The following is a 13041-nucleotide window of genomic DNA, read 5'->3' as shown; positions in this document are numbered from 1 at the left end:
CCGCCCCCGCTTTCCGCGACATGATCGACACCATGAACAATGGCGGCAAGATCGCCATTCTGGGCATCGCGCCGACCGGCTTCGAGATCGACTGGAACAAGGTCATCTTCAAGATGCTGCATCTCAAAGGCATCTACGGCCGCGAGATGTTCGAAACCTGGTACAAGATGATCGCGCTTGTGCAGGGTCCGCTGGATGTCTCCGGCCTGATCACCCACCGCATCGGCATCGACGATTTTCAGATCGGTTTCGATGCGATGAAGAGCGGCAGTTCCGGCAAGGTGGTGATGGACTGGTAGGGATTGCCTTGGCCGCTATTCAGGAAAAGCTGACGACAGCACCTCTGGTCCGCCGGACATTTTCCAACTAGGGGAACATGGCTGGGTGGAGAGCTATGGCTCCGCTACGTGCGCTCGCTAATCATACACGGCGACGTATCGCGGCCCACCCGGTGACGGTCGATGGGGCAATTCGCTTCAGTCGATGACGGAAACCCGGTGAACCGATGCTGAGGCCCCGACGCGATCGTCTATTTCCTATGATCTGCGATTGAGGTCGAGGTGTTGCCGCTTTCAGCGGGTAAGATGCGATAGACGACTTCCGGTACCCTTCCGGTCAGCGAAAAGGAAGGCAACGAGCCGCATTGCCTCAAGCAAAATGTTACCAATAGTGTCCTGTTCCAAAGGGGATGGACAGGTCGTGCCATTCCGGTTCGGGGGAAGGATGGCGCGGCTCAGCATGGCGACACGGTGAAGCGGCGATCGTGGAGCTTTATTGCGGCGTTGACAAGCGGCGCATTCTGGATGAGTTCGAGGCGGTAACCGGCTATTATTCGCAAGCGCGCGATCCGTCTTATGAACCGTCGTGAGCAGAGGCCGTCTGCGGGCAAGAGCCGCAGCCGCTGTTACGGCAGCGATGTCCGCGACGCGCTCATCGTGTTGTGGGAGGATTCGGAGCGGCTGGGTCCGCATCGACGCTCGCGGCGGCCAGCGCCGCCGGGCAGGAATGAGTTCGCAGTTCGCCGCTCGGTGCCAGCCCGCACCTTCGGCGATTGGAAAGATCCGCCGCCCGGCTTTGTTGAGCGCATTCGGGCACGTCTTCGTCAGGGAGCTTCGTGCAGACGATGGTGCTGACCGGATTGCCGCCGGCTGGACCGATTGCATTCCGCTCCGCACGCGCGACAGCGGCAATGTGATCATGGCGATCAAGCAGGCCCGCTCCCGGTTTCGCTGACCCTGTGCTGCTGTTTGCCGGCATCCGCCCGCACAGGAAGAGCTTGTAAAAGCGGTCAGTGCGGAAATCGAGGAGCCGTTGGTCGTCGATCTTCAGCCTGAACGCGGTCGTTTGCTGGTGCCGCAAATCGGCTGTTGCATGTACATCCCTGTCAGACGTCAGTTTTCCTCGCCTATTTTGGTGTCGAGCGCGAAGTGCTCCAACCAATTGCAAGGCTTTTTGGAAATGAGAGCGGCTTTGCGCAGGGCGCTCCGTTGTTAAGCATTCAAGCTACCAAGCCAATGACGCGCAGGTTCCACCAGGCTCGCCAGCCTTGAAGGACAGCGAAAAAAGCAGAGCACGACAGACACAACAGTGCATCAGGACGCCGCAGTCGTTGAAGATGGTGCGCTGCATCCATCCCGTGGATGCATTCGATCCAAATAATCGATTTGTTCAATCAGTTTCTCGAAAGCTAACCCTACCCTCTGTGGGAATCGGGCTCTGAGCCGCGACGCTGCCTTGCGAGCGCAGGGGCTGCACGTAGGAGAGATGATGCAACGAGAAATCGCACGCGGGTTGCTGGCCTCGTGGGTTCGCCGACCGGCGTATTTGAGCCCGTCAGTTGGTCCTCACCCGCGCCTATTGCCACCGAGCGACTTGCATGTCCCTCCGACTCGGACCAGTTCCGAGAGCTGCGACGAGTTGCGCGCCGTGTGCTCCGATCAGATGGCCGCCGGTGACGCGTTCGATGGGCCGTCCCTCTTCGAGAGGAGATGAAATGCGAACGCTGCTCGTGGATCATCATGCGGATCTTGCGCGCGCCATGCGACTTGCGCTCGGGGATGGCGGCTTCGTCGTTGATGTCGTTGGTACTCTGGAACTGGCTTCGAGTGCATTTTCTTGCGCCAGCTATGAAATTCTCCTGCTGGAATTGGCTCTGCCAGATGGCGATGGCTTGGGTTGGCTGAGGCAGTTGAGGACCCACGGGCATTCAGTTCCTGCCGTCATTATGAGCAGCCTTAACGATCTCGATAAGCGAATTGCGATCTTCAACGGAGGTGCGGACGACTTTCTGCTCAAACCCATCTCTACCGATGAGCTTATTGCCAGAATGAGAGCCATTCTGCGCCGGGCGACACAGATGACCGACCTGAGGCTCGTATTTGGCAATCTCGACTTTGATCCGGTCGCCCGCCAGGTTTTCGTTGATGGGCACCCAATGATGATCGCACGTCGCGAACTCTGTATTCTAGAGCACCTGCTTAACCGGGCAGGCCGCATCGTGCCCCGTGCGCAATTGGAAGATCACCTCTATTCATTCAACGACGACGTGTCTGCCAACGCGCTTGAAGTCGGAATTTATCGTTTACGGGGACATCTGACCAGATCAGGTGCAACGCCACGGATCAAGACCATCCGAGGCATTGGTTACATCCTAGAATTGACTGACGCCTCGTCCGCATAGTTTGTCGAATCGAAAGAAGATCTATTTTGCTGATCCTTCAACATCCTTGCCCTGCGCCCAATTGGCGGGCGATCGCCAACAAGGTTACAAGACCTGCAGTGCCCCGTTACCTGGGCCATCTCCTCTGCGCGCTTATTGTGACTTTCCCACTTGGTGTCGCGGCGCAAAACAAGCCGGACAAAGGCCCGCCGCATGCGGCTTCGAATAGCATCAACGCCACGCTGACCCTTTCCTCTTCGCTCGGGGAGACCGTTCATCTGCCCGCGCCAGCCACGACCATCTTTGTTGCTGACCCCACGATCGCGGATTTTCAGGCGCCATCGAGCAAAACAATCTTCGTCTTTGGCAAGAAATCGGGGCGGACCAGCCTATTCGCCTTGGATGGCAATGGCGAGCCTCTCGCCGAATTGCGTATCGTTGTCACGCAACCGATCGGGGATTTACGCGCCATGTTGCGGGAGCAGGTCGGCGACTATCCCATCCGCGTCAACTATACGCCGCGCGGCGCAATCCTTAGCGGGACGGCGCCCGACGCAGAGGTCGCCGACACCGCAAAAAGAGTCACTGAGCAATATCTGGGCGACGGAGCGCAAGTCGTCAACAACATCAAGGTCGCTGGATCCCTGCAAGTTAACCTCAGCGTGCGCGTAGCCGAAGTCTCACGCAGCGCCATGAAGTCACTCGGCGTCAACTTGTCCGCCTTCGGTCAAATCGGCAATTTCAAAGTGGGCGTTCTAAGCGGAAGCGCTGCAAGCGCTGGGTCTGGTTCAACCCAGGGTGGCGGTACAGCAGAAATCGGATTCGACAACGGTGCCGTCAACGTCAGCGCGGTTCTCGACGCGCTCGCCAAGGAGCATATAGCTTCCGTCCTGGCTGAGCCGAACCTCACCGCTATGTCGGGTGAAAAGGCCAGCTTTCTCGCGGGCGGCGAATTTCCCATTCCTGTCCTGCAGGAAAACAGGCAGGTATCGGTTGAATTCCGTCACTTCGGCGTCAGTCTGGAATTTGTGCCGACAGTTCTCAGCAACAATCAAATCAACATTCACGTAACGCCCGAAGTCAGTGAACTGTCGACGCAAGGTGCCGTGCAAATCAACGGAATTTCCGTGCCGGCAGTTTCCACGCGCCGAGCCGATACGGTCGTCGAACTCGCCAGCGGCCAGAGCTTCGCAATCGGCGGTCTAATCAGGCGGAACGTCAACAATGATGTCAGGGCCTTTCCCTGGCTCGGAGAACTGCCGATCCTGGGACCGCTTTTTCGCTCGACCTCGTTTCAAAAAGAGGAGTCAGAACTGGTCATTCTAGTTACGCCTTACATTGTAAGACCAGGCTCCAACCCAAACCAGATGAGCGCACCGACCGAGCGGGCGGCACCGGCTTTGAACGGAGGGGGCGCTCCGACGAATTCCGTGACAAGTCCCCCGCGAGACCGCGCTGCTATCCGTGCGGGCGCGCCAAGCGCCCAGGGCGGTCTCGGCTTCATCATCGAATAGTGTCATCCAAAGATGTTGCGTTTTATAATCCTCTTTGTCGCTCTGGCACCAAGCGTAAGTGGCTGCACAAGCACTACGCCAGTTGATGTCGAACCATCGGCACCAATGCTTGTCCGAGAGGAGACCACCGTCCTGAGGTTGCAAAGCCTGCGCGCTTCCGAACGGCAGCGTTTGCGTGTTTTCCTAGACAAGGCCAGTCGCGGCCGGTTCGATGCCATCCACCTCCTCATCAGCGGTTCGCCCCAGCTCAGCACAGGGGTAGCCCATCAGGCCAGGCAGTTGGCAATCGAAGAAGACAACATTCAATTGCGCGATCAACACGACGCCGGCTCAGTGCGAATTGAGGCGATTGTCTATCACGCCCGTCCGCCGGTCTGTCCCTCATATGGTGCCTTACCCAATGAAGAATCCTTCAAACAGCCGCTTGGTTGTTCGACAGGACATAACCTGGCCGTGATGGTCAACGATCCGCGCGATCTGCTCGACAATCAGGCCGTCAAGGCCGGCGATGGCGATCGTGCTTCTGTACCAGTTGCAACTTACAGAGCATTCGGGACGGATAAAGGTGGCTGATACCGCCCTTATCTCGGCAGCACTCCTACCGGAGATTGAAAGCTTCCAATCGCGTCCTGATTAAAATAAAAGGAACCGCTGGATGCAATATAGGCGCTATATCGAGGGCCTTAGGGCCGTTGCTGTACTTCCGGTCGTACTCTTTCATTTCGGAATTTCGGCGATCCCGGGTGGCTTTAGCGGGGTCGATATCTTCTTCGTCATCTCCGGCTACCTAACCAGCGGAAGCCTCCTGGATGACCTTGAACGCGGCCAATTTTCCATCGTCAACTTCTACTGGCGCCGTGCCCGGCGCATTCTGCCGGCGCTCGTCTTTGTGATGCTTCTCACCTGCATTGCGGCATTGTTCATTCTTCTGCCACCGGATCTGCGCGGATTCAGTCTTAGCATCATAGCTACCTCGACCTTCTGGTCGAACGTTTTCTTCTGGAAAACGTCAAGTTACTTCTCTATCGATGCCGCGCTTCTACCACTGTTGCACACTTGGCCGCTTTCCGTAGCGGAGCAGTACTACATCTTCGCACCAATCCTGATGTTCCTAATCTATCGCTACATCGGGAAGCGCTGGCTGACGACACTTCTTCCGATAATTCTCTGCAGCTTCGTAGTGGCGGTGATGGCGACATCGCTGGCACCCACCGCCGGATTCTATCTGCTGCCGACCCGAATCTGGGAACTCATGTTGGGCGCCCTGCTCATGCTCAAATGCCCCTCGCCGCTGGGCAACCGATTCCTGATGGAGTCGGTGGGGGTGGCCGGATTTGGCCTTCTCGCCATCGGGTTCTTCGCGATTTCGGCGAGTGATCCGTTCCCAGGCTACAACGCCTTGTATCCATGCATCGGAACGGCCCTTCTGATCTATGTTGGCCAAAATACCCCCTCGACGGTCGCCACCCGCATGCTCGAAGTCCGGCCGCTGGTCTGGATTGGGCTCATCTCGTATTCGTTGTATCTTGTTCACTGGCCTCTCAATGCGTTCGCGCACTATCTTTCGTTCCAAAAACTCGATCCGTTGATGACCGGTGCGATGTTGGTGGCAAGCCTCGCATTGGCTGCATTCTCCTGGAAGTTTGTAGAGCAGCCGTTTCGACAGAAGAGGGCCTTCACCTCCCCGGGGCCTATCTTCGCCTTTTCAGCGCTCGCGATCGTTGTCCTTTGTGCCGGCGGAGCGGCGGGGGCGCTCGGCAACGGCTTTCCGCAACGGTTTCCGGACTATGTCCAGCGGCGCATTTCCGTCGGGGACTGGAGGAATGGCATCTGTTTCAACGAGGGCACCAGCCGGATCGAAAGCTGGAATATGGAGGATTGCACGCGCACCAGCGGTTTTCCAACAACGGTTTTTTTGTGGGGCGACTCCTTCGCCGCGCACTATGTTTCCGGCTTGGGTGCTAACATAAATCGATTGCAGGCGAACATCGTTGAATATACGTACGCCAGCTGCGCGCCGATACTCTATTACTACCCTTACGATCGTCTTGATTGTGTCCGGTTCAATCGCAAGGCCTTGGACGTCATCTTGGAAGCGGACATCAAGACGGTTATCCTCAGCGGTAGATGGAGTGACTATGAGGTCAGAGGTTTCGACGGTCTTCAGCAAACAATCGCTACGATTCGTGCCCTGGGCGTGCGCGTGTTTGTCATCGGCCAGTCTCCGCAGTTCCCAACTGACGTCCGGAAAATTGCGTTCTTCGCCAAGCGCCAAAATCTGGACGATACGTCCTGGCCGATCGCGATGGACCCCGACATCAACGAACGTGTGCGCTCATTTACCAAAGGCGCCACATTCATCGATCCGCTGAAATTCCTGTGCAGCGCAGGACGCTGCGCCTATTCCGATAGAGGAGAGTTTTTATATTTCGACTATGGTCATTTCTCTTCAGCCGGCGCCACACTGGCAATCTCGAAATACTGGCCGGCTTTTGGCAAGGACAATGCTCTTCCCAAGACGAAGTAGCGGCTCAGCGGCTGACAAGCACCAGTACGGGTCCCAGTGATAGCTCCTGCTTCCGCAGCAGCCGCGACGATGGAGCTGTTCAGGTTTAAGGCCCCCCGATAGTGACCTGGGATGGGTGCTGCCACGCGGCTCGGACTCAGCGTGCATTATCACGTAAATGTTGAGAGAATGAATGGCGCCGCGAAGGGCAATTCCAGCCGTCCAAAGCGACAGGCGTGTCGCGGCCTCGACATTGCAGTGGCGCTTACCTAACACGGCCTCACACTGCCCTCTAAACGGCCCCGAATTTGAACTGACGGCCCCTGGCCGGTTCATCGGGCAGGTCAAGGGCTAGGCTGTAGTACACAGGGCTCATCCCTTTCAGTTTCAAGTTGGTACGATGGGCCGTGGACGGTTGATGCAGACTTCAAGATGGCGAACGAAGCTCTCCATGCGTGCGTTGTCGAGGCAAGTGCCTTTGCCATGCTCGCGACTGGAGAGATTTCAAAATGAGCCTTGTAAGCGGAGAATGCCGCCGACGCTGTTCGGCTTGCTCGTGCCCTTGACGGCGGTAGGCTCGGCAGGGCCGAGGCCAGAGTTGCCGTAGTGGTCGTAATCGACCTCGGCTGTGACCGTGAAGCCGGGAACGACCATGTAGGCGACGTTTGCAGCCACACCAGAATCCTTGAGCTGATCACCCGAGACCTGAAGGTTGAACGAAGTTTTCTCGTCAAACTCGTAAGTGGCGCCCGCCCAGAAAGCCCACTGGCCGTTCCAGATTTTGTACGAGCCGCGCCCATGATTGGCAATTGCGCCGTTTGAGTCCTCGTTGAGACTGGCATTGGAACCGTAGCCGAAGAGTCCAAACAGCGACAGCTGGTTTGTGACAGCGACGTCGACGCGGATCTTGCCGGCAAAAGCTTCGTAATTGCTGTCATAAGCCGCGACGCCGGTGATCGAGCCCCAGCCTTGCGTGTATTTCAAGCCGGCGACAACGTGCGGAATATAGCTGTCGATAGTACCGGCTGAGCCCGATCCTTGTTCGAGCGAAATCACAGTCGAAATGCCCTTGCCGGCGTCGAAGTGGTACTGAGCCACGTTGGTGTCGAAGCCGGCCGACGGAACGAGCATACTATCGAGAACGTTGCCAGCGTAGCTTACAAACGTATCGAAGGCCGACCCCTCCTTGCCAACTCGCAGGCCTCCCAGCTCGACCCAGGCAGAAGCCAGTGCGAGGCCGCTGTTGAAATCATAGTTCTGAGGACTGTCATGCGAGTTAGCGCTGTTGCCAAAATTCACGTGGGTTTCGGTATAGGTCGTCAACGCGCCGAGCTCGGTCTGCTGGCCGGTCCAAGTTTTGAACGTGAAGCGTGTGCTGTTTCGCCAAGTGCCTTGGTCCTCGCCAGTTCTCACGTCCGAGGTTCTTGCGCTGTCATACGATCGGACGTCACCCAGGCCGATATCGTAACGGACATAGCCGCCGATGCGCAGGCAGGTCTCGGTGTTGGGAATATAGGAATATCCCGAGCCGAGGACGTCGCAGATCTTGATGTACTCGGCCGGTTCCCGCTCGGCGCCAGCTGCTCGACCGACGGAAACGGTCATCAGAGCAGTTAAGCCCAGAAGAGGACTCTTGATGTACATGTCTAGATCTCCATGAAGGAATAAAAAGGATAGAGGCGAAAGAGCAAGCTTTTCCTCTAAATTTTGTGCGTGTTGTCTCCAATATGTGGACGCCAAAGCGCTTGACACGAGAGGTGAGCCAGCGTAAAAGCCACATGTACTTATAATAGTGTTTTTTGCTAGGAGATTCATTATCGTTTACATGTGAAACACTCCGGTCGGACCGCTGCAGCTCTCCGAAATAGAGCAGCAAGCGACATGCCAACCTGAAGCGTAAATGCGGCCGACACCAAAATCGGGCCGACGCGCCTTCGTCTCGCTGGAATCACTTTTTTTGAGGGTCACTGCGAAAAGCAATGTGCGACACGGTTCGCCATGTTCGATATGTGACAGTCTCGTTTAACAGCGACGGCTTCCCGTCTGACCGCAACGCAGGCCGCGCCATGCGCTACCGAGAAGGATCACTGCGCGTACGCTCCGCAAGGGCTGCGCCAGGAACAGAGGGCGTGCACGTCCGAGGCGTCGCATGGTGGCCGCAGCACCTTTTCGCCGCTGTAAGTTCGCCGTGCAGGTACATTGCGCGGCCGGAAGCGAGAGGGAGCGCACCCTGAAACGGCTGCCTACGGCTCGCCTCGAGTAATTGGCGATGAACAGCATTCTCGAGAACTTAGTCTCGACGGAAAGAGCAACGAAAGGAAGCCGCTTGGACGAGCACGATCCGAAGGAAGAACCGATCGAGACCATTTTCCGCAACGGCACAATCACTGCCGTGGGTATCCTGCTTGCCTTTTCGCTCGGCTTCCTCACTCATTGGGCCGCGAACCCCTTGCCATGGCAACTCTACGATCTGTTCGCTGTAGTGCCGATCCTGCTCGGCATCGCACTGCAGATGAGAGCGCTGTCCATGCTGCTCGACATGAGTTCCTTGCGGCGCCCCATCTACGAACGCGCCAATCGCATTTTCATGGTCGGCCTCATCCAGACCGCGTGTGGCGTCGGCATGGCCATCTTGGTCGATCTTTTCGGGATATCGGTAGGGGGCACGCTGCCCGGCGCTTGACGACAAGCCACACCGCCGCTCTTCGCTCGAAGCGACGTCAAGCCGGGGAACCTTGTGCACCCCCTAGCGGCGTCCTCCTTTCATCAAATGAGCCGACGTCAGCTTTAGAGCGTCTCGGTGGCTAAAGCCGGTATGGTTTTTCGGCCGGCAGGGAAGGCCGCTGGCTGGACCTGGATGGCGTCTGAACGAGGCTTGACAGGTCCGTTGCGTCGGACATGAATTTCGCATTGCAAAGTTCTTCCGCAGACGCCTCAAGCACACTGCACTGGCGTCACGTACTCAGACGTTGAATGCGGCACCGCACCATCACCTCAGGCGCAACCATGGCACGCGCGCTCCCCGGCGTGGTTGACCCCATCCTGTCCAAACGAGACTGCGACATAAGCGGGACGCACTGACTTAGGTCAGAGACCAGGACGAGCGCGCAACGAAAGAATGATGGATCAGCGACGTGGGATGACAGCTCCTTGCACACCTCAATCCTGACAAAGTACCGGGACCCCCGGCCGCCTTGGTATACCATCTATCCGACTGTGCCAGACTTCTCTGCGGCAGTTGGTGCTGACGATTATGAGGAATGGCTGGGGGGCCTCCCGGCCGACGAATCGGTGTCGCTCTATTTCCACTTTCCGTTTTGCCGATCCATGTGCTGGTATTGCGGCTTCCCTACCGCGGTCATCCGTCGCAACGGCCCGATCCTTAATTATTTAGCGGTGCTGCGTCAGGAGATCAGTTTGGTGTCGGAGCAAGTGCGGCAAGGGCTGCCGGTGAGCGATGTGCATTTCGGCGCGGAACGCCTCACCTTATCGGGCCAGCCGAGCACTTGGCGCTGATGGAATTTCTACGCCGCCACTTCGCTTTCAGCAAAACTGCTGCGATCGCCGTGGAGATCGATCCCCGAACGTTCACACCGGAAATGGCCGAAGCCCTGGCAGCTAACGGTGTCAACCGCGCGAGCATCGGCGTGCAGAGCTTTGATCCCGATGTGCAAAGGCGATCAATCGGATCCAGAGTAAGGTGCAGACGGCCGCTGCAGTCGAAAATCTCCGCCGGCATGGCGTTGGCCATATCAACTCCGACCTCATCTTCGGTCTATCGAAACAGACTGTGCAGTCCTGCATCCAGACCGCGATGGCTGCGGTCGCCATGCGCCCCAACCGGCTTGCGGTGTTCGGATACGCGCATATTCCTTCCGTGATAAAGAATCAGCGCCTAATCGAGCAGGCAGGTCTACCGGACGGTGATCTTCGCGCCGAACAGGCTGCAGCTGTCGCCGAGACACTGGTTGGCGCTGGCTACCGGGAGATCGGGCTCGATCATTTCGCTCCGCCGGACGACGAACTTGCGCTAGCGCAGAAGACCGGGCGCCTACGGCGTAATTCGCTGGGATACTCGGCCGATACTTGCAAAACCGTGATCGGCTTCGGCGCGTCGGCTATTGGCCGAGTCCGCGAGGGGTATGTTCAGAACGAAGTAACACGGGATTCTTACGCTCGGCACATCGCAAGTGGACGTCTGGCGACATCAAAGGGCCACCGTCTGACCGACGATGACCGGGTGCGCGCAGCGATCATCGAGCGACTGATGTGCGATTTGGAGGCCGACGTGCCGACCATCTGTGCCGCCCACGAAATCGAACCAGCTCGTTTTCTCGATTCAGTTGAGAGTTTGGTGACGCTGGCTGAGGAGGGGATCCTGGACGTCGAAAACGGCTTCATCCGCGTGCGGCCGGAGCACCGCTTTGTTGTTCGCGCCGTTGCTGCTGCATTCGATGCTTTTCTCGCGAATCGATGAGTTGAGGCCACGACGCCGAAAGGCATCAGACCTTGTTTGGCGCTCGTCGGCATGGGCTCTCGCAGAAGACTCCGCAAGCGTATGCAGGGGACTTCCACTTGACGCCGCGTTCACCATCATCTCGCCTGGGTGCGCGCGAAAGCGCACAACCCGGAGCACGCTGCTCTCGGTGTGAGGCTGTGCTCTGCAAAGCACCGGTGATCCACCCTGTCCCTGGACAGCAGCTTGATGGCGTCATCTTGGAGGACGAGAAAAGATTGTCGAGGTACGGGTACGAATTGCCTCGGTCGTCCGTTCAATCGAAAGCACTGTCTGCGGAGGCACCTCTCCTTCATGCAGTGACAGGAGATGCTGGGCGACTTCCTTATCTGCTGCGGTGAGTCGATGATTTAGGCGGAGAAAGTCCATCCAGGTGGGGGTGCGGAATGTCTCCGTCCAAAGTGACGGTGTTTGCAGATTTCGCTGGAGCGTCCAGTTTCGTGCACCGGCACGGCTCTGGACGTGTCGCCGCGTGCGCATGGAGCCCAGAAAGGCCTCGATATTTTCCTCCGATATCAAATACTCGACCTTGGCCACGATAGGGCCACTTCTGGGTTTCAGATCGAGAGCCACGTCCGGCGGATGAAAAACTGAACTTTCTTGGTCGGTTTCTTCCCAGGGACGGACCGGCAACACGATCCCCGCTGCTGCAACCAGCAACAGAGCGCCTGCGGCGCCCTCCAATGCTGAGGTCAAGGAATAGTTTTGCGCGACAGAACCCCAGATCCAGCTGCCAGCAGCCATACCGCCTGCGCTCAAGGCGTAGTAAATGGAGAGCGTGCGGCCTACAACCCACCTTGGGCTTGCCAACTGCACCGACACGTCAATGCCCGTCCAGGTGATAAGCCAACCCGCTCCGCCGAGCGCCAGCGAAATGGCCGCCACAGGAACCGACGATGTAAGGGCAAGGGAGAGGCAACAGACTGCACAAGCCACAGAGGCGAAGGCCACCAGCCTGTTTTGAGACGTGACCTTCCTCAAGAAGCCGTTGCCCATGCCCGCGATGAAAGCACCCATGCCGAAGCCGGCCAATAAGATACCGTAGACAATTGGCCCACTCTTCAACTGATCCCGGACCACGAGGGGGAGCAACGCCAGAATGGAGATGCTTGCCAATCCGAAAAGAGCGGCTCGGGCGGTCGCTGCCCTGATCTCCAAAGACATCGCCGTAAAGCGCACTCCGTCATGAATTGCCGTCGTCATTCTCTCACGAGGGAGAGGCGAAGAGCGGACCTCCCATTTGGTGCGCCATATCGCGCTTATGGGCGCCAGATCACTCACCGCAGCCAAGGCGAAAGCGGCCAGCGGCCCAAAGACGGCCAGGATCACGCCCCCCAAGGCCGGACCAACGCTGCGCACAATGTTGTATCCGACGGACATAAGCGTCACTGCGGCCGGAATGTCGCGTTTGTGAAGGATATCGCCGACCGAAGCGTGCCAAGCCGGATCATTCAAGGCAAAGCCGCAGCCGGCCAGGAAACCTAACCCGAGAATCAGCCAAGGACTGACAAATCCCAGACCCACAGAAATCATCAGCGTCGTCGACGCCGATGCTATCAGGCAGTGTCCCGCAAACATCACCCACCGGCGGCTGAAGTTGTCGGCAATGGCTCCGGCGAAAACTGAGAGGAAGAACACCGGCAATGTGGATGCGGCCTGGACGAGTGCCACCATGAGGTCGGACGCTGAAATCGTTGCCATAAGCCAACTGATGGCGACCGTTTGCACTAGCCAACCGAGGCTCGAAATCTGGGTGGCCGCCCAAATTGAGCGAAACACCTTGTTTCGAAATGGGGCGAGCGTCTTTGAAACGGGCGGTTGAGGATTTTCGCTCTGCATGAGGTAT

General features: G+C 57.8%; 7 protein-coding genes and 3 pseudogenes. 8 read left to right on the top strand and 2 right to left on the bottom strand.

Annotation, left to right across the window (positions count from 1 at the left end; all coding sequences use genetic code 11):
- From tdh to EOD15_RS03590, 6 genes and pseudogenes are all read left to right on the top strand, one after another.
- Positions 1–299, top strand: a pseudogene (gene tdh, locus EOD15_RS03615) (L-threonine 3-dehydrogenase); the annotation flags it as partial.
- A 714-nt stretch (positions 300–1013) separates the two neighbouring features.
- Positions 1014–1182: pseudogene (locus EOD15_RS36540) on the top strand (transposase); the annotation flags it as partial.
- Between the two features lie 811 nt (positions 1183–1993).
- On the top strand, positions 1994–2680 hold the full coding sequence (locus EOD15_RS03605) for a response regulator transcription factor (RefSeq protein ID WP_024505585.1): 687 nt from the start codon (positions 1994–1996) through the stop codon (positions 2678–2680).
- 71 nt (positions 2681–2751) lie between these two features.
- Positions 2752–4173, top strand: a complete 1422-nt coding sequence (locus EOD15_RS03600; protein WP_245463569.1) for a type II and III secretion system protein family protein — start codon at positions 2752–2754, stop codon at positions 4171–4173.
- 12 nt (positions 4174–4185) lie between these two features.
- Positions 4186–4746 carry a CpaD family pilus assembly lipoprotein gene (locus EOD15_RS03595; RefSeq protein ID WP_127319504.1) on the top strand — a complete coding sequence of 187 codons (561 nt, stop codon included), beginning with the start codon at positions 4186–4188 and terminating at the stop codon, positions 4744–4746.
- Between the two features lie 82 nt (positions 4747–4828).
- On the top strand, positions 4829–6700 hold the full coding sequence (locus EOD15_RS03590) for an acyltransferase family protein (RefSeq protein ID WP_127319502.1): 1872 nt from the start codon (positions 4829–4831) through the stop codon (positions 6698–6700).
- A 483-nt stretch (positions 6701–7183) separates the two neighbouring features.
- On the opposite strand, the gene EOD15_RS03585 is transcribed toward EOD15_RS03590, so the two are convergent.
- Positions 7184–8323, bottom strand: coding sequence for a porin (locus EOD15_RS03585; protein WP_127319500.1), 1140 nt, complete (start codon positions 8321–8323; stop codon positions 7184–7186).
- A gap of 682 nt (positions 8324–9005) precedes the next feature.
- On the opposite strand from EOD15_RS03585, the gene EOD15_RS03580 reads away from it, so the two are divergent.
- Positions 9006–9362, top strand: coding sequence for a hypothetical protein (locus EOD15_RS03580; RefSeq protein ID WP_024505577.1), 357 nt, complete (start codon positions 9006–9008; stop codon positions 9360–9362).
- A 467-nt stretch (positions 9363–9829) separates the two neighbouring features.
- A pseudogene (gene hemN / locus EOD15_RS03575) lies at positions 9830–11156 on the top strand (oxygen-independent coproporphyrinogen III oxidase).
- Between the two features lie 234 nt (positions 11157–11390).
- Here hemN and EOD15_RS03570 read toward each other — a convergent pair.
- Positions 11391–13034 carry an MFS transporter gene (locus EOD15_RS03570; protein ID WP_024505576.1) on the bottom strand — a complete coding sequence of 548 codons (1644 nt, stop codon included), beginning with the start codon at positions 13032–13034 and terminating at the stop codon, positions 11391–11393.
- Between the last annotated feature and the right edge of the window lie 7 nt (positions 13035–13041).

This window comes from Mesorhizobium sp. M7A.T.Ca.US.000.02.2.1 (genome assembly GCF_003996995.1).
In the GTDB taxonomy this organism is placed as follows: Bacteria; Pseudomonadota; Alphaproteobacteria; order Rhizobiales; family Rhizobiaceae; genus Mesorhizobium.
This window is presented reverse-complemented; position numbering and strand designations above follow the sequence as displayed.

Excerpts from the sequence above, each read along its gene's own strand:
- EOD15_RS03595 (WP_127319504.1), top strand. The coding sequence starts at position 4,186 with ATGTTGCGTTTTATAATCCTCTTTGTCGCTCTGGCACCAAGCGTAAGT.
- EOD15_RS03590 (WP_127319502.1), top strand. The coding sequence starts at position 4,829 with ATGCAATATAGGCGCTATATCGAGGGCCTTAGGGCCGTTGCTGTACTT.
- EOD15_RS03585 (WP_127319500.1), bottom strand. The coding sequence starts at position 8,323 with ATGTACATCAAGAGTCCTCTTCTGGGCTTAACTGCTCTGATGACCGTT.
- EOD15_RS03570 (WP_024505576.1), bottom strand. The coding sequence starts at position 13,034 with ATGCAGAGCGAAAATCCTCAACCGCCCGTTTCAAAGACGCTCGCCCCA.
- EOD15_RS03605 (WP_024505585.1), top strand. The coding sequence starts at position 1,994 with ATGCGAACGCTGCTCGTGGATCATCATGCGGATCTTGCGCGCGCCATG.